13 protein-coding genes and 1 pseudogene are annotated in these 16744 nt (G+C 70.9%); 6 read left to right on the top strand and 8 right to left on the bottom strand.

What is annotated here, in order from left to right:
* Positions 1-120: 120 nt before the first annotated feature.
* A complete protein-coding gene (locus tag JAO81_RS07275; protein ID WP_199546948.1) occupies positions 121-336 on the bottom strand; it encodes an I78 family peptidase inhibitor in 216 nt (71 codons plus the stop codon).
* 485 nt (positions 337-821) lie between these two features.
* Between JAO81_RS07275 and ctaD the strand changes: the two are divergent.
* Positions 822-2501, top strand: a pseudogene (gene ctaD, locus JAO81_RS07270) (cytochrome c oxidase subunit I); the annotation flags it as partial.
* On the opposite strand, the gene JAO81_RS07265 reads toward ctaD, so the two are convergent.
* Complete coding sequence (locus JAO81_RS07265) at positions 2395-3438, bottom strand: YafY family protein (protein WP_199546947.1); 1044 nt, start codon at positions 3436-3438, stop codon at positions 2395-2397. The pseudogene ctaD and the gene JAO81_RS07265 overlap by 107 nt on opposite strands.
* A 72-nt stretch (positions 3439-3510) precedes the next feature.
* Here JAO81_RS07265 and JAO81_RS07260 point away from each other — a divergent pair, with 72 nt between their 5' ends.
* Positions 3511-4710 carry an epoxide hydrolase family protein gene (locus tag JAO81_RS07260; RefSeq protein WP_199546946.1) on the top strand — a complete coding sequence of 400 codons (1200 nt, stop codon included), beginning with the start codon at positions 3511-3513 and terminating at the stop codon, positions 4708-4710.
* Here JAO81_RS07260 and JAO81_RS07255 read toward each other — a convergent pair.
* From JAO81_RS07255 to JAO81_RS07240, 4 genes are all read right to left on the bottom strand, one after another.
* On the bottom strand, positions 4707-5639 hold the full coding sequence (locus JAO81_RS07255; RefSeq protein WP_233415035.1) for a hypothetical protein: 933 nt from the start codon (positions 5637-5639) through the stop codon (positions 4707-4709). The genes JAO81_RS07260 and JAO81_RS07255 overlap by 4 nt on opposite strands.
* The gene (locus tag JAO81_RS07250; protein WP_199546945.1) at positions 5636-6931 is read right to left on the bottom strand and encodes a glycosyltransferase family 4 protein; all 1296 of its coding nucleotides are present in this window, start codon (positions 6929-6931) and stop codon (positions 5636-5638) included. The genes JAO81_RS07255 and JAO81_RS07250 overlap by 4 nt, the downstream gene beginning before the upstream one ends.
* A 249-nt stretch (positions 6932-7180) precedes the next feature.
* Positions 7181-8488: an ABC transporter substrate-binding protein gene (locus JAO81_RS07245; protein ID WP_199546944.1), complete on the bottom strand. Its 1308-nt coding sequence runs from the start codon at positions 8486-8488 to the stop codon at positions 7181-7183.
* Positions 8489-8492: 4 nt separating this feature from the next.
* A complete protein-coding gene (locus JAO81_RS07240; RefSeq protein ID WP_199546943.1) occupies positions 8493-9077 on the bottom strand; it encodes a hypothetical protein in 585 nt (194 codons plus the stop codon).
* Between the two features lie 178 nt (positions 9078-9255).
* Here JAO81_RS07240 and JAO81_RS07235 point away from each other — a divergent pair, with 178 nt between their 5' ends.
* The 3 genes from JAO81_RS07235 (at position 9256) to JAO81_RS07225 (ending at position 13411) form a co-directional block, all read left to right on the top strand.
* The gene (locus tag JAO81_RS07235; protein WP_199546942.1) at positions 9256-9735 is read left to right on the top strand and encodes a hypothetical protein; all 480 of its coding nucleotides are present in this window, start codon (positions 9256-9258) and stop codon (positions 9733-9735) included.
* Between the two features lie 3 nt (positions 9736-9738).
* Entirely contained in the window at positions 9739-12600 is a 2862-nt protein-coding gene (locus tag JAO81_RS07230) for a branched-chain amino acid ABC transporter permease/ATP-binding protein (protein ID WP_199546941.1), read from the top strand.
* Between the two features lie 127 nt (positions 12601-12727).
* Complete coding sequence (locus JAO81_RS07225) at positions 12728-13411, top strand: ATP-binding cassette domain-containing protein (RefSeq protein ID WP_199546940.1); 684 nt, start codon at positions 12728-12730, stop codon at positions 13409-13411.
* Between the two features lie 68 nt (positions 13412-13479).
* On the opposite strand, the gene JAO81_RS07220 is transcribed toward JAO81_RS07225, so the two are convergent.
* Positions 13480-14085 (bottom strand): transglycosylase family protein, encoded by a 606-nt coding sequence (locus tag JAO81_RS07220; protein ID WP_199546939.1) that lies wholly within the window; start codon positions 14083-14085, stop codon positions 13480-13482.
* Between the two features lie 101 nt (positions 14086-14186).
* Positions 14187-14852, bottom strand: a complete 666-nt coding sequence (locus JAO81_RS43640) for a transglycosylase family protein (RefSeq protein ID WP_307813211.1) — start codon at positions 14850-14852, stop codon at positions 14187-14189.
* A gap of 553 nt (positions 14853-15405) precedes the next feature.
* On the opposite strand from JAO81_RS43640, the gene JAO81_RS07210 reads away from it, so the two are divergent.
* Positions 15406-16176, top strand: coding sequence for a hypothetical protein (locus tag JAO81_RS07210; protein ID WP_199546938.1), 771 nt, complete (start codon positions 15406-15408; stop codon positions 16174-16176).
* Positions 16177-16744 lie beyond the last annotated feature (568 nt).

The following is a 16744-nucleotide window of genomic DNA, read 5'->3' as shown; positions in this document are numbered from 1 at the left end:
CGGCGGGCCCGCCCCCCCCCCCCCCCCCACGGGGCGCGGCCCCGGGCCGGAGGCGCCGGCCCCTCCCCCGTTCGTACGCGGGGTCTCAGCGGTCGTCGGGCGGGCCTTCGCGCGGGGGCCTCAGCCCTTCCAGCAGCGCGTCACCGCGCCGTTGTCGACCTCGAAGTTCAGCCGCCCTTCGAGATACTCCATGGTGATGATGGCGCCCGGCGGCAGCTTTCTGACCGTGCGCCAACCGTGCTCGATGGCCTGCTGCTCCGCGCTCTGCGCGTCGAGGCCTACATAGGTGTCGGGGCTGTCCTGAGGTCCCGCTCCGGGCGTGGGTATCGGTGCCATACGGCCACCGTAGGCGTCCGCGCCGCGGTGTGGGAAGCGGAGGCCGCAGCCGCGGGAACGGGCTCGCCGAGCGCGCACCAAGCGTCACCTGTCCCCCGGCGGTCACGCTTGTGTCACAGCTTCCCTACATCGGTTTATCCCGGAGCTCTTCACACGAACGAGGGGTTCCTAATTGTCGATGCGGGTACTCGTAAAGGTCGTTCTCAGCCCGTTCTCGGTCCGTTACCGACCCGTTCCCGGTCCGGTGAATTCCCGGGGGCGCGGTCGCCCGTGATTGCCCCGTAATAGCGATCCCGGCTCCACCGCGACGACTTGACGGGCCATAGGGAATTCATGGTTCCCGTACAGAATCTCCCCGGATCTCTCCATTACCCGCGCCGCCCGGCACGTACTCCCGTACGCACGCCCCCTGTTGGAGTCGGGGTCGACGCGAGCATCATGGCGAGTGCTCGGGGCCCGGAACGTGACGACGCGAGGGGGCAGCGATGGGTACGGACACCGTGCAGGAGGTCGCCGACGCGGCTCCGGTACGCCGGCCGGGGCGGGTGGTCGTCGACTGGCTGACGACCACGGACCACAAGAAGATCGGGCATCTCTACCTGATCACGTCGTTCGTGTTCTTCCTGATCGCCGGTCTGATGGCCCTGATGATGCGGGCCGAGCTCGCCCGTCCGGGGCTCCAGCTGATGAGCAACAACGAGTTCAACCAGGCGTTCACGATGCACGGCACGATCATGCTGCTGCTGTTCGCGACGCCGACCTTCGCGGGCTTCGCCAACGAGATCATGCCGCTGCAGATCGGCTCCCCCGATGTGGCCTTCCCGCGGCTCAACATGCTCTCGTACTGGCTGTTCCTCTTCGGCGGCCTGATCGTGCTCGGCTCACTGATCGTGCCCTCGGGCCCCGCCAACTTCGGCTGGTTCGCCTATGCGCCGCTCAACAGCCTGGAGCGCTCGCCCGGCATCGGCGCCGACATGTGGATCATGGGACTCGCGCTCTCCGGCTTCGGCACGATCCTCGGTGCGGTGAACTTCCTGACGACGATCATCGGGATGCGCGCGCCCGGCATGACGATGTTCCGGCTGCCCATCTTCACCTGGAACGTGCTGTTCACGTCGATCCTCGTCCTGCTCGCCTTCCCGGTGCTGGCGGCCGCGCTGCTCGTCCTGGAGGCCGACCGGCGGTTCGGGTCCATGGTGTTCGAGGCGGAGTTCGGGGGTGCGCTGCTCTGGCAGCACCTGTTCTGGTTCTTCGGGCATCCCGAGGTCTACATCATCGCGCTGCCGTTCTTCGGGATCATCACGGAGATCATCCCGGTGTTCAGCCGGAAACCGATCTTCGGTTACGTGATGCTGGTCGGCGCCACGATGGCGATCACCGGTCTGTCGGTCGTGGTCTGGGCGCACCACATGTTCGCCACGGGCGCGGTGCTGCTGCCGTTCTTCTCGTTCGTGTCGTTCCTGATCGCGGTGCCGACCGGGGTGAAGTTCTTCAACTGGACCGGGACCATGCTCAAGGGGTCGCTGAGCTTCGAGACACCGATGCTGTGGGCGGTCGGCTTCCTGGTGTCCTTCCTGTTCGGTGGTCTGACCGGCGTGATCCTCGCGTCGCCGCCGATGGACTTCCACGTCACCGACTCGTACTTCGTCGTCGCGCACTTCCACTACGTGGTGTTCGGCACCGTGGTCTTCGCGACCTTCGGCGGCTTCTACTTCTGGTGGCCGAAGTTCACGGGCAAGATGCTCGACGAGCGGCTCGGGAAGATCCAGTTCTGGACGCTCTTCGTCGGCTTCCACACCACGTTCCTGGTGCAGCACTGGCTGGGCGCGGAGGGGATGCCTCGGCGGTACGCCGACTATCTGGCGGCCGACGGGTTCACGGCGCTCAACACCATCTCGACGATCGGTGCGTTCCTGCTCGGGATGTCGACGCTGCCGTTCCTCTACAACGTCTGGAAGACCGCCAAGTACGGCAAGAAGGTCGACGTCGACGACCCCTGGGGCTACGGGCGTTCGCTCGAGTGGGCGACCTCGTGTCCGCCGCCGCGGCACAATTTCGTCACGCTGCCCCGGATCCGTTCGGAGTCCCCGGCGTTCGATCTGCATCATCCGGAGTTCGCGGCGTTCCAGCGGGCGACGAACCCCGTTCCAGAGCCCGGGCGAGGAGGTCACGACTCCGCCTGATGTGGTCGGTCAGCTCGGCGGGCTCCAGGACCTCGAACTCGTAACCCATGAGCATCACATGGATGACCATGACGTCCAGGCTGCCGGCCCCCGTCCGCAGGACGCAGGTGCTCTCCGTCTCGGCGGTGAGCGTGCCGGCGGACGGGGAGATGCGCTGCTCCGCCTCCTGTACGGAGGTGTGCAGGCGGATCGTCGCCCGGGCGTCGTACGCCCGGGTCGAAACGCCCTTGGAGACATACGCGGCGAGGTCTTCGGCGGGTGCTTCGCGCGGCTCGAAGCGCGGGCCGTGCGGCGGCTTGGGCGTGATGCGGTCGACGCGGAACGTGCGCCAGTCGTCGCGGTCCACGTCCCAGGCGACCAGATACCAGCGGCGTTCGGTGCACACCAGGCGGTGCGGTTCGACGGTGCGGCGGGTGGAGCTCCCGCCGTGATCGCGGTACTCGAAGCGCAGCCGTTCGGCGTCGCGGCAGACGCCCGCCAGCTCGGTGAGGACGGAAGGGTCCACGGCCGAGGTCCGGGACGAGCGCAGCATCGGCACGGTGAACGCGTTGAGGGTGCTGACGCGCCGGCGCAGCCGGTTGGGCAGCACCTGCTCCAGTTTGGCGAGCGCCCGTACCGAGGTCTCGCCGAGGCCCTCGATGCCCTGCCCGCCCGCGGTGCCCAGCCCGCCCGCGACGCCCCCCGCCTCCTCGCCGGCGAGAAGCAGCGGCGGCATCTCGGCGCCGACGCCGAGCTGATAGCCGCCGCCGGTGCCGGGTGAGGCGTTCACCGGGTAGCCGAGTTCGCGCAGCCGGTCGATGTCGCGGCGGACCGTGCGCGGGGTGACGCCGAGGCGGTTCGCGAGGTCGGGGCCGGACCATTCGCGATGCGCCTGAAGCAGGGAGAGCAGCTTCAGCAGGCGGGCCGAGGTCTCGAGCATGGGGCGAGTCTGCCATCGAATTACGTCTGCTCGAGGACTGTGGTTGTCCGCAACCCTCGCTACTTTGTGGGCATGGCAGAGAACACTGCACCCTCGCAGATAGCTCCCTTCCGTATCGACGTACCGCAGGCGCAGCTCGACGACCTGCGCACCCGGCTCGAAGCGACCCGCTGGCCCGACGAACTCCCGGGCACCCAGTGGGAGTACGGCGCGTCGCTGACCTATCTGAAGTCACTGGCCGAGTACTGGCGCACCGGCTACGACTGGCGCAAGCACGAGGCCCGGATCAATGAACTCCCGCAGTTCGTCACCGAGATCGACGGCGCCAAGGTGCACTTCCTGCATGTCCGCTCGCCCGAGCCGGACGCGCTTCCGCTCATCCTCACGCACGGCTGGCCGGGCTCGATCGTCGAGTTCCTGGAGCTCGTCGGCCCGCTCAGCGACCCGCGTGCCCACGGCGGCGACCCGGCGGACGCCTTCCATGTGGTGATCCCCTCGATCCCCGGCTTCGGCTTCTCCGGACCGACCCGCGACAAGGGCTGGAACGCCACCCGCGTCGCCAAGGCCTGGCACGAGCTGATGCGGCGCCTGGGATACGAGCGGTACGGCGCCCAGGGCGGTGACCTCGGCGCGATCATCTCGCCGACGCTGGGGCGGGTCGAGCCCGATGCGGTGATCGGGATCCATGTGAACGCCGCGTCGGTGGGGTTCATCCCGCTCGGCCCGGTCTCGGACGAGTTCAAGGCGCAGCTCAGCGAGAAGGAGCTGAAGCGCCTCGACATGATCAACTGGTTTACGAGCGAGGGCTTCGGCTACAACAAGCTGCAGTCCACGCGCCCGCAGACCCTCGCGTACAGCCTGAGCGACTCCCCGGTCGGACAACTCGCCTGGATCATGGAGAAGTTCAAGGAGTGGACCCATCCGTCCGCCGAAGTGCCCGAGGACGCGGTCGACCGGGACACGCTGCTCACCAACGTGATGTTCTACTGGCTGACCGGCACGGGCGGCTCGGCGGCACGGATCTACTACGAGAACACCCACGTCCTCGACTGGTTCCCGAGCGCGCCGTCCACGGTGCCCACCGGAGTCGCCAACTTCCATGAGGATCCGGCGATCCGCCGGTGGGCCGAGGACCTGAACAACATCACGCACTGGAACGAGTACGAGCAGGGCGGGCACTTCGCCGCCCTGGAGGCTCCACAGCAACTATTGGGCGACGTACGGGAGTTCTTCCGGACGCTGCGCCAGCCGCCGCCCGGCGCAGGGCGCTAGTTCCCCTCGCTCTCGTCGGCCCGGGCGGTCACCTTGACCGACAGATCGTTGTCGACGGTGTAGTACGGCTCGGCGTCGACCGGGCCGTACTCGCCGCTCACCCGCAGCGCCGGATGGGTGAAGCGGGCCTCCTTGGGGGCGATGCCGTCGGGCAGGCCCCCGCCCCGCCCCCGCGCCCCCCGCGCCCCCGAGGCCCCCAGCCGCAGATCCCACAGCCCGGGCATGAGCATCCGGTACGGGACGGTGGCGGTGAACTCGTCGCCGTCCACCACCACTTCGGCCCGCAGCGACGGCTCGTCGCTGCCGCGCGGGTCCGCCTCCAGATACGCCCCGTCGTCGAACTCTGCGCCGAAGAGCCGTCCCTGGAAGGTGAGCCGGTCCTCACGGATGTACAGCTCGCCGGCCTCGACGTGCGGCGAGCGCTGCCAGGCGCGCACCGCGAGATGGCCGTCCTTCGTGGGGTACGGGATCCGCACCCGGAGAAGGTCCTCCCCCTTGCCGGGCACACGGCCGAGCAGGGCGCGCAGATCGTTCATGCCGGGCAGCATCCGGACCGGGGCGTCCTCGCCGAGCACCAGATACGCGTCCCAACGCCCTTCCCGCAGCCCGGTGCCGACCGGCAGCTCCGCCCGCAGCCGGCCCGGGGACACCTGCGCGAGCGGCAGCCGGGCCTCGTCCGTGGCCTGGCCGCGCCTGCGCCGGAGCAGCAGGACGGCCTGTCCGCCCTCGGCACCGGACAGACCGAGCTCGAACGCGAGCCCGCCGTCCGCTTCGGCCACGCAGTGGGCACGCGGCCCGGTGCCGCACTCGGACTCGGTCAGTGCCGATGTGCTGACGTTCTTGGTGCTCTTGGTGCTCTTGGTGCTCTTGATGCTCTTGATGCCGGTGCTGCCCGTGCTGCCGGTGCTGCTGGTGCTGCTGGTGCTCATACGGTCCTCGCCTTCACGACGGCCGCACGCACGCCGTTCTTCTGCACGTAGCCCAGACCCTGGCGCGCCGCGTCGGCCACGTTCCTGACCGCGTACGCCCCGCCGACCAGTGAGCCGCGGGCCCGGTGGGCGCCGGAGCGGAACCGGCCGCGGCGGGCGACCAGTTCGGTCAGGAGCCCCTCGTAGCGCTCCCCGATCGTCGCCGGGTCGAAGCGGTGCGCACGCTCGCGGGCCGCACGGCCCATGGCGGCACGCTTCTCGTCATCGTTGATCAGGCCGAGCAGCGCGGCACCCATGGCCTCGACGTTCCCGTTGGGGACCAGCAGCCCGTCCACACCGGGTTCGATGATCTCGCCCGGCCCGTGGGGACAGTCGGTGGCGACCACCGGCAGGCCCGCGCGCATCGCCTCGACGATGGTCATGCCGAACGGTTCGAAGCTGGAGGAGACCGCGGCGATCGCCCCCTTCGTCCACTCCGGCTCCAGCGGACTGACGGGCCCCATCAAGTAGACGTGGTTGTACAGGCCGAGCCGCCCGATCAGCTCGCGCAGGTCGGCCCGCTCCACCCCGCCGCCGTAGATCCGCAGCTTCCAGTCCGGCCGCTCCTCGACCACATGCGCGAAGGCCCGTATGAGCAGGTCGTACCGCTTCATCCGGGTCAGCCGTCCGGCCGCGACCACCCACTTGCCCCGGCCGTCCGCGGGTTCGAGGCCGGGGTCCGGCACCGAGTTGGGCACGGATTCCACGCGTACGCCGGGCAGCCACAGCTTGCGGTAGTCGCGGGCGTCCTTCTCGGTCACCGTGATCAGCGCGTCGAGTCGCGGATACAGGGCGCGCAGCTCGCGGCGGAGCCGGGGCGAGTGCGTGGAGTAGGTCAGATGCTCCTGCCCCAGCAGGACCGGGCCGCGGCGGGTCTGCCGGACGAGGTGGGTGTTGAGTCCCGGCCGGGTGCCGATGACCACATCCGCGTCGGTCCGCGCGAGATGGTCGCCGATCCGCCGGTCGGTCAGCCGGCTGTAGCGTTCGTACGCTCCGTCGTGCCGTGCGAAACAGCGGGACGGCAGCTTGTGTTCCGGATCGTCGCCCTCGTAGGTCGTCTCCTGTCTGCGCAGGTCGACGAGGTAGCGCACGGGCACGTTCCCGTCCGGCGCGAGCAGCGGACTCGCGCGGTTGCGGAAGACCGAGACCACCTCGACCTCATGCTGCTGGGCAAGCTGTTCGGCGAGATTGAACGTGGTCCTGATCGTTCCCCCGATGCCGTATGCGCTGTTGATCAGGAAAGAGATCCGCATGCGTCCCCAAGTTCCCCGTTTCCCCGCGGACGTATGGGGTTCCCCTCCCCGGTGTCCGCCTGTCATCAGGTGTGACGTGCGAACGCCTGTGCCGGTTGGGTCCCGGTAGAAGGTCGTTCTCCAACCGTTTGATCTTTGTGACCCGGAACGGGGAACTCCCCATCTCTCGTCCCGGTTTCCCCCTCGCGCGCATCACGTCCTCCCGCACGTACGGACGCGGCGGCCACTCCTGAAGCCGCCGGGGAACCCTTACTGCTCGTATGGGAGTTGGGGCACCTCGAAGCAGTTCTCGTTCATGTCGCCGCCCTCGGTCACCCAGCCCTCGGCGTCCTGCCAGCGGGCCACCGACAGACAGGTCCGGCGGGTGCTCGGCGGCTCGGGACGCTGCTCGAAGACCACCGGAACCAGCAGTCCGCGCGCGTCATAGGGCTCACCACGCCGCATGAACCCGTCCACGCACTCCCGGGTGACGCCCGCTTCCTGTCCGGCGCAGGACCTGGCCGCGTCCGCGAACCACATGGCCGCCGCCCAGCCTTCGAGCTGCCACTGCGAGAGCCGGCGGTCCGAGCCCTTCATCGCGTCCCGGAACTCCTTCGCGGCCTCGCTGCCGGGGTCCTGATAGTTGCGGCTCGATCCCGTCACCCACAGGGCATTGCGGCAGCGCGGGGCGTCCGCGTAGTCCTCGAGGACGCCCGAGTTCCAGTTCTGGGCGTTCGTGACCTTCGCGGTGACCTTCGCGCCGACCTGGTCCATCGCCTTGCAGAGCTGAGCGTTGCCGTGGGAGTCGATCGCGTCGAAGACCAGATCGGCGCCCTGCTCCTTCAGATCGGCCGCGACCGCGCGGAAGTTGGGCAGCGACAGATCCACCTGCTCGGTGACGACCTTGTAGCCCTCGGCCCTGAGACCGCGCGTGATCAGCTGCGCATAGCCGGCCGACGCGGCCTGGTTGTACGAGATCACGGCGGCGGTACGGGCACCGTGCTCGCGCTTGAAGTAGCGGTAGACCTCGGTGCCGCCGTACTGCTTGCCGTCCCAGCCCGCCTCGCCGCCCTTGCGCGGGGCGAGCGAGCCGTAGATCGAGTAGAGATACGGATAGGTGTCGTACGCGGGCCCGATCGGCTGCCCGCCGATGTCCGGGACGCCAGCCTCGGACACCCGCGGGGCGCCCTCGTAGTCGAGCGTGGTCGTCGCGACAAGGGCGACGACCTTCTGCTCGTCGACGAGTTCGCGCACGCACTCGTTGTTGCCCACACCGCTGCCGCCGTCGTCGCAGGTGTGCACCTCGACCTTGCGGCCGCCGATCCCGCCCTGGGCGTTCAGGCGCTCGAAGTACGCCCGCGCCCCGTCCCGCGGCCCGGTGAACGCCTCGCCGCCCACCGGGCTCGTCTCGCTCGCGATGATCCCGACCTTCAGGGGCGAGGTGTCTGCGGATCGACCGGGTTGCTCGGTCCCCGTGGGCCGGTCCGTGAAGTCGCTCTCCGGCAGCCGGCTGCCGCAGCCGACGGCGACCAGGGCGAGCAGCGCCGCGGACACGGCCCCGTACGACCGCGCTCGCATCCGCTCAACAGCCGGGCATCGGCGAAGTGCTGCCGCTCATCGCGAGCAGTCCGCAGAGCGTCTTGACCGAGACCTTCCACGTGCCGTCCTGCTCCACCACGGCCCCAGAGGCGCCCGGCAGCACGACCGCGCCGTTGAGGGACAGGTCGTAGGTGACCTTGCCTTCGGTGGGCGAGGTGAACTCGACCTTCTTGACCTCGGCCGAGGTCTGGCCGCCGCGTTCGTCACCGCTGAAGGCCTTGAGGACGGGCCGCATCTCGGTGCCGTTCTCGAGAACCTTCTCCTTCTCGGCCATCGACACCTTGGGGTCGAAGAACTTCGCGAAGTTGGTCTTGATCTCCTTCTCGGCCGCCGCCGGATCCTCCGGCTGACCGCCGCCGCCTTCCTCCTCCGACGGCGATGCGCTCGTCGGATCCGCGGGTGCGCTGGTCGTCTTGTCCTTGGACGGGGTGGGCGGCGGATCGTCGCTGCCCCCTCCGCCGTCGTCACCGCAGGCCGTCAAGGCCGGGCCGATGACCAGGACCGCTGCCGCGACAAGCGCGGCACAACGTGTCCTGGAACGCGTGTGGGGGCTGCTCCCGAGGACCATCAGGCTCACCACCGGGTGTCGGACCGGGCCCTGCCCGGTGCTTTCAGGGTCAGCTTCAAGAAGGCATAGTGCAAGCGATCGGCTGACAAGAACAGACAGCCGACTGACTAGACATCACTACAGACGCGACATCGGCACAGACGCACCCACACCTGAATCGGATCCCGAGGGGGCCCGGATGCGGACTGCTCGACTGCGGACAGTGCACCCCTTGTTGTGGACGGGCCTCGCCGCCGCGGCGCTCGGCGCGGTGCTCTGTGTGATCGGCTGGTACGGGGTCTCGGGCGAGCGTTTCGCCGAACGCCAGGTGCCCTATCTCGCCTCCTGCACCCTGCCGGGCGCCGCCCTCATCGTGGCGGGCGCGGTGCTCGTGGCCCAGGCACGCGGTGTAGCGGCCGCGGCGCGGATGGACGAGCTGTACGCCCTTCTCGTACGGGAGGAGGAGCCGCAGCCGGTCTCCGCGCGGCCGGCCGCGACCAGCGGCGATCTGCTGCTCGTGCCCGGCGGCACGCTCTACCATCGCGCCGACTGCCCGCTCGTCGCGGGCAAACCGCAGGCCGTACCGGCCGATGCGCATGCGCTGGCCGACGAAGGGCTCGACCGGTGCCCGATCTGCGAACCCGGACCTGATGCCGCCGAGGCCGGTCCGGAGTCCTGAGCGGTGAACTCGCTGACGTGGGACCTCACTCTGGCCGGCCTCGCCGTCGGCAGCGCGGCAGCCCTGACCGGCATCGGGCTGATCGTCACCTACCGGGCGACCGGAGTGCTCAACTTCGCGCACGGCGCGGTCGCGATGGTGTGCGCGTATCTGCTGCGGCAGTTCACCGTGGAGTGGGGCTGGCCGCTGTGGCTGGGCGCGGGAGTGACGCTGCTCGTCGTCGCCCCGGGGCTCGGACTCCTCCTGGAACGCGCGGTGTTCCGTCCCCTCGCCGTCCTCGGCAGCGATCCGGTGCAGACGCTGGTCGCCTCGATCGGGGTGTTCGTGCTCCTGGTCGGCGGGGCGGCGCTGGTCTGGGGACAGGGCGCGCATGCGGACGCCCCGCAGGTGCTCGGCGACGAACCGTGGGGGCAGCTCGCGATCGTCCTCGCGCTCGCGGCCGGTGTGTGGGCGGTGACGCGCTGGACCCGGTTCGGCGGTGAGCTGCGCGCGGTCGTCGACAACCGTCCGCTGGCCGTGCTCGGCGGGATCGACGCGGACCGGGTGGCGTCGGTGGGCTGGGCCTTCGGTTCGTTCACCGCGGGTCTGACCGGGGTGCTGCTCGCCTCTCAGGTGCGCCTCGATCCCTACGGTCTCACCCTCCTGGTCATGCAGGTGATCGCGGTCGCGGTCGGCGCGGGCATGCACAGCCTGCCGATCGCGGTGGCGGTGGCGCTCGGGATCGGCGTGGTCCAGGCCCAGTTGACCCGGCTGCATCCGTCGGGCTGGGGCGAGCCGCTGCTGCAGGCGGTGGGCGCGAACCTGTTCGTGGTGGCGCTCCTGGTGTCCGCGCTGGTGCTCCCCGGGATCGGCGGACGCGACGCCCTGCCGCGTACCGCGACGGCCCGTATCCGTACGCCGGCCGGTGTGTGGGTCGTCGCGGGCGTGCTCTTCCTGCTGCCGCTCGGCTTCGCGGGCTCCGACCTCCATACGGCGATCCAGGTGCCGGCGCTGGCCGTCGTCCTCCTCTCGCTGGTGGTCGTCACGGGGCGCGGCGGACAGATCTCGCTCGGGCAGGCGGCGTACGCGGGTCTGGGCGCCCTGTTCACGGCGCTGCTCACGGCGGGCCGCTTCCCCGGGCTCCCGCAGCTGCCGACGCTGGCGGCGCTCGGGGTCGCGGTATTGCTCGTGGCGCCGTTGGGCCTGCTGACCGGCTGGCCGGCGATCAGCAGGCACGGGCTCGCGCTCGCCCTGGCCACCCTCGCGGTGGGGATGGGCGTGAGCCGTTTCGTCTTCGACCAGCCGTACGCCACATCGGGGCTCGGCATCGGCCGGCCCGCGGGCTTCGGCGGCGACCGCGCGTACTACATCCTCGAACTCGTCCTCCTGGCAGGCGCGTTGCTCTGCGTGTCACTGCTCCGCCGCGGGCGCACGGGGCGCGCCCTGGCCGCCCTGCGCGATCACCAGGCGGGGGCGTCCGCCTCGGGCGTCCCCGTACCGCTCATGAAGGTGGGCGCGTTCGTCGCGGGCGCGGCGCTTGCCGCACTCGGCGGCGGCATGCTCGGCATGGGCCTGCGCGCCTTCGACCCGGCGGCCTTCGACCCGGTGCGCGGCCTCCTGTGGTTCGCGGCGGTCGTGGTGCTCGGCGCGGACTCCCTGATCGGCGCGCTGGGCGCGGCGGCGCTTCTGGTCGGCCTGGACGCGGGCACGCGGGGCGGGGTGGCGGCGGCAGTGATCGGGGTCCTCGCGGTACTGATCGGCCGCTTCCCCGGGGGTCCTTACGAAGCGGTACGGGCCGTCGCCGGACGGTTTCACGGAACGGGCCCCGAGCTGCGGCTCAGCGCCCGGGGCGAGGCGGTACGGGCACGGATCGCGGCTCAGGCCGCACGGCGGGAGGCTTTGGCGGTACGAGGGGAGGCCGGGGCCCCCGGTTCGGAGCCGGTCGTCGACGGCCGCGTACGCCGAGCGACGGTCTCATCCGACCCGGAGGCGCCGGCGCCCGAGGACCCCGCGCCGCGTGGCGCCGCGCCCGGTCCAGCGGCATCCGAGCCGCTCCCCGGCAGTCACGCACCGCGCACCACCGCGTCCGGCCGTGAGGGACACGCGGCAACGGTCCGCCACGTGCCGCGTCCGCCCCGGAGTTCAGGCCTCGCGGCGCCCGGCCCCTCCCCCGCGCCCCCCGCTCCCGGCACCCTGTCCGCCCACGGACTCACCGTCGCGTACGACGACTTCCGCGCGCTCGACGACGTCGGCCTGGAGCTTCCGCCGGGCCGGATCACCGCTGTCGTCGGGCCCAACGGCGCGGGCAAGAGCACCCTGTTCCACTGCCTCGCCGGTACCATGCGGCCCGCCGCGGGCCGCGTCGAGTTCGCCGGGCGTGACCTCACGCGGCTGGCCGCACACGCCCGCACCCGGCTCGGCATCGCCCGCACCTTCCAGCAGCTCGCCGTCTTCCCCTCGCTCACCGTCGAGGAGAACGTGCGCGTCGGCGCCGAACAGGGCCGCGTACGCGACCCGGCCGCGGTCGACCGCACCCTGCGCCTGCTCGGCCTCGACGGCCCCGTGCGCCGGCATCCCGCCGCCGATCTGCCGACCGGCACACTGCGCCGCGTGGAACTGGGCCGGGCGCTCGCCGGCGCACCCCACGTCCTGCTCCTGGACGAACCGGCGGCGGGCCTGGACACCGCCGAGGTCGACACGCTCTCCCGGATCCTGCGCGCCCTCGCGGCGGAAGGCACCGCGCTGCTGATCGTCGAGCACGACCTGGACCTGGTGGCCCATCTCGCCGACACGGTGCACGTACTGAGCGCGGGCCGCGTGATCGCGTCGGGGCCGGCGGGCCAGGTCCTGGACGCGGTGGCACGTACGGGCGGTGAGCACGGATGAACACCGGGAACGGTCCTGGGCCTTCACAGGCCGGTACGTCGAAGTGCCGCACGCCGCACACCCCCGCACGCAGCCGCACGCCGCACATTCCCGCACGCACCCCCGCACGCATCGGCGGAGGTCGCCCATGACCGCCGAGATCGAGCTCCGCCGGGCGCGCGTGCGCTACGGCCCCCTGGAGGCCCTGCACGGTGTCGACCTGGCCGCCGCCCACCCAGGGGCCACCGTGCTCCTGGGACGCAACGGATCGGGGCGTACGACGGTGCTGCGGGCCCTGGCCGGGACCGTGGGCCTCTCCGAGGGGCAGGTGCTGTGGCGCGGACGGGACGTCACGCGTCTCCCCGCACATGAGCGCGCCACGCACGGCATCCGCTTCGTACCCGACCGGCAGGCCGTGTTCGGCTCACTCACCGTCCGGCAGAACCTCGAACTGGCCGCCCGGCACGAGGACTTCACCGCCGCCTTCGACGCGTATCCCGAACTGCGGCCGCTGCTCGGGCGCCGCGCCGCGACCCTCTCGGGCGGCGAGCAGCGCATGCTCGCGGTCGCCGGGGCCCTGCTCTCCCACCCGCGCGTCCTGCTCCTGGACGAACCAGCCCAGGGCATGTCCCCGACGGTCGCGGCCCGTACGTACGAACTGCTCGGAGCCCTGGACGCCACGGTCGTCACGGCCGAGCAACGCCTGCCGCCCACGCTGCGCGCCCCGGCCGGCCGCACGGTCCTCGTCCACGAACTGCGCCGCGGCTCGGTGACGTTCAGCGGCGAGGCTACGGAGTGGGCGACAGCGCGGCTGCCGCAGCCGGGGGGTTGAGCGACGGAAGCTCACGGGCGGCCGCGCCCGGTCACATGCTCAACCCGCGACGGGACCGCCCACCGGCCTCAGAGCACCCGCCGCGCCCCCGCACGGTCGGGGATCAGGAGCATCGTGCCGGTGTTGAGGCGGTCCGGATAGCGTCCGATCATCTGGCGGTTGGCCTGGTACAGCGCGTACCAGCCGCCCTTGACCTGGTAGCGGCGGGCGATCGAGGACAGGGTCTCGCCGGACTTCACGGTGTGGATCCGGCCGTCGAGCCGGTACCGCTGCGAGCACACCGGCCAGGCGTCCCAGCCCTGTTTGCGCAACACCTCCTCGGCCACCTTGATCTGCTCCTCGCGCGTGGCCAGATCGGCGCGCGGCGCGAACGCGAGCCCGCCGTGCTCTACCCACGTCGGCTGCCAGAACTGCAGCCCGCCGTAGTACTGGTTGCCGGTGTTGGCGCTCCAGCGGCCGCTGCTCTCGCACTCGGCCAGACAGTTCCACGGCCACTTCTTCGCCGCGCAGTCGTACGGCACTTCGAAGACGTACGAGCGATGCGTGGAAGCGGGACCGGACGCGGGTGGCGGCGAGGGCTCGGTGCCTGGCCCCGGCAGGGCGTGCGCAGCGGTCGGCAGGAGCGGGAGCAGGAGGGCGAGGAGGCTCAGGGTCCACAAGTGACGCTTCGGCATGCGTCACGCTAAGCAGCGACGCGGCGGGGATCCGGAGTGCCGCGCCCCGGCACCGGGCAGCCCCACCCGGTCGGACGACCAGGCGGGGCTGTCCGCTCTTGTCAGGGAAGGTCCAGTTTCTGTCCCGGCAGGATCAGATCCGGATCGCCTCCGATCACCGCTTTGTTGGCGTCGAAGATCTTCTTCCAGTACGTGCCGTGCGCCGCGGCGATGGTGCTCAGGGTGTCGCCGCTCTTGACGGTGTAATCCCGTGAACCACCCCGTGACGCATGGCTCTTCGCGCGCTCGGGCGCCTTGGACGCCTTGGACTCCGCCTTCTTGGGCGCTGTCTTCTTGGGCGCTGCCTTCTTGGGCGCCGTCCGGGACTTGGACGGCGCGTTCACCGCAGGTGCGCTGCCGTAGGCTCCGGCCCGCTTCGAGCAGGTGGGCCATGCGCCCCAGCCCTGCCCCTTCTGCACCTTGGAGGCGACGGCTATCTGCTGCGCCTTGCTCGCCTTGTCGGCCGTGGAGGCGTATGCCCCTCCGCCGTAGGCGCGCCAGGTCGAGGCGGAGAACTGGAGCCCGCCGTAATAGCCGTTACCGGTGTTGATGTGCCAGTTGCCGCCGCTCTCGCACTTTGCGATGCGGTCCCAGACTCCACTGTCGGCAGCCGCGGCCTGACCGCTTGCCGCGAACAGGCCCAGCGGGGCGGCCAGAGCGGCCCCGGCGAGCACTGCCGTCGTCCGACTGCGCTTGGGACGTGAGGAGATGGCGTACTTGGCTAACACAGAGTTCCCTCTCGCAGGACCCGGGCTCCCCCTGGACGCCGCCGCGCCGGCGTATCCGACGCCGGTGAGCGGTCGCGTCCCGTCCGCCGACGCATGGTGCAAGAGCTGGCTTGGTGCGGCCGGCGGACGTACCCGAGCGGTGCTCGATGCACACGGCGGAGGAATCTAGGCACACGCTCGCCCGATATCAACCAAATCCTTGTCATTCCAGGCCAGTTGGCCATTACCCGGGGTAGCGGCGATTTCCAGCCACCCACTAGAACCTTTGATTTCCGCATTTGTCCGCCACCGGCCCGGGCGATCTGTGACTCGGCTCACCACTTCAACTTCCTTGTATGCAGCAGCGGTTGACGCGGAGTGAGCGGTTCCGGTGAGGGCTTCACCGTGTGCTGAGGATGGTGCGATTCCGTTCGCTCGACTGCGTGACTTGCGCCACGGTTCCCCCGTTGTGCTCTTCATGAGCCTTCGGGCTTTTCGGGGGGTCCGGAGCGACCGGTCCTCTCGTGCCGGGAACCTCCCGGCACCGCGACGCACCGACTTCCGAGGAGCACCCGTGCAGCGCATGCTCGACGTCAGCGACGACGTACGCGCCGAGATCGGCGACGATGAGGCCGACCGTCTGCTCACCGGCGACAGCTCCCCGGGCAGTTATGACTGCACGTCCTGCCGCACCCCGGGCGACAGCCAGCAGGAGCGCACCAGCACCGTGCTGTTCGTCGGCGAGGAGACCGCCGTCCTCGCCTTCGCACACGCCACCTGTCTGCCTTCGCAGGTCGTCCAGGTCCCCGAGGAGCAGCTCCAGGGCGCCGTCCAGTCGATCACCGGCGGCGAGCCGGCCGCACCGGAGGAGCCCGAGCAGGCCGTGCTCGGTGTGACCAGCGGACTCGTACTCCTGGAGGGCGAGCTGCACCCGGCGCTCGTCGTGGAGCCCACCGGACCGATCGCCCGCCCGGGCGCCACGAGCGGGGGCGACGACTTCCTGCCGCTCCTGATCGAGCAGGGCTTCATGCCCGTCAGCCAGGTCAAGGACGTCCCCACCGCCCTGAACGGCTGGTCGGTGCTGCTCGCGATGGGCCAGCTGCACGCGGTCCTCCAGCCGAGCGAGAGCGGCGGCCAGGCGGCCTGGTGGCAGGCGCACCAGCCGCTCCATGTCACCGAGGGCTGGCGCGCGGCCGCCAACAAGACCAACAAGGTTCTGGTGTTCGCCGCCCCCGTGGGCTCCATCGGCCGCCAGCCCCGCGAGGACCTGCTGCGTGACGCCCTGGACAAGGCCGCGGCCAACGGCAAGCTCGTCACGGCGTGCATGCCGCTGGCCGGGACGTGATGCCGGCTGAGCCCAGCGTGAGCCGGACAGCACCGTCGGCGCTGCCCGGTCCGAGGTCGATGCGTCCCGTCCCGCATCCCAACCGCCGTGGGGTCGTTGGCACCTACGTGCAGCCTTACGACCCCTCCCGCCACCCCATCCCCGGTATGCGACCCTCCGGGGAGACCCCCCCGAGTCACTCCGAGACCCCGATCTATGACGAGCTCTATGCGGAGTGGCGCAGGTCGTTCAAGGCGCTTCCGGGGGACCGCGTCGGCGAAGACGACCTGGGCTTCACGGCGTTCGGCAACATGCCGCAGAGCCCGGGCCGGCACCCGCCCCCCCCCCCCCCCCCGCCGCCCTGGCCGCCCCGGCCCCCCCGCCGGGGGGGTCCCCGGGCAGCGCTGCCGCCGGGTCCGCGCCGGGAGCGCTGAGCCGCTCCCGTACGAGTCCGCACAAGTCCGTACGACGCCTGAGCCGCTCCCGTACGACGTCTGAACCGCTCCCGTACGGCACTTGAGCCCCTTGCGTACGACACACGAAGGGACGCCCCCCCGGCCCCCGGGGGGGCGGTCCCGCGGCTGGCGGG

This window comes from Streptomyces sp. N35, from assembly GCF_016464295.1.
GTDB lineage: Bacteria > Actinomycetota > Actinomycetes > Streptomycetales > Streptomycetaceae > Streptomyces.
The sequence above is the reverse complement of the archived record's forward strand: the minus strand, read 5'-3'. Positions and strand labels throughout refer to the sequence as shown.

Coding starts and splice junctions, on each gene's coding strand:
- JAO81_RS07220 (WP_199546939.1), bottom strand. CDS start 14,085: ATGCCGAAGCGTCACTTGTGGACCCTGAGCCTCCTCGCCCTCCTGCTC.
- JAO81_RS07275 (WP_199546948.1), bottom strand. CDS start 336: ATGGCACCGATACCCACGCCCGGAGCGGGACCTCAGGACAGCCCCGAC.
- JAO81_RS07235 (WP_199546942.1), top strand. CDS start 9,256: ATGCGGACTGCTCGACTGCGGACAGTGCACCCCTTGTTGTGGACGGGC.
- JAO81_RS07225 (WP_199546940.1), top strand. CDS start 12,728: ATGACCGCCGAGATCGAGCTCCGCCGGGCGCGCGTGCGCTACGGCCCC.
- JAO81_RS07250 (WP_199546945.1), bottom strand. CDS start 6,931: ATGCGGATCTCTTTCCTGATCAACAGCGCATACGGCATCGGGGGAACG.
- JAO81_RS07265 (WP_199546947.1), bottom strand. CDS start 3,438: ATGCTCGAGACCTCGGCCCGCCTGCTGAAGCTGCTCTCCCTGCTTCAG.
- JAO81_RS07260 (WP_199546946.1), top strand. CDS start 3,511: ATGGCAGAGAACACTGCACCCTCGCAGATAGCTCCCTTCCGTATCGAC.
- JAO81_RS07240 (WP_199546943.1), bottom strand. CDS start 9,077: ATGGTCCTCGGGAGCAGCCCCCACACGCGTTCCAGGACACGTTGTGCC.
- JAO81_RS07245 (WP_199546944.1), bottom strand. CDS start 8,488: ATGCGAGCGCGGTCGTACGGGGCCGTGTCCGCGGCGCTGCTCGCCCTG.
- JAO81_RS07255 (WP_233415035.1), bottom strand. CDS start 5,639: ATGAGCACCAGCAGCACCAGCAGCACCGGCAGCACGGGCAGCACCGGC.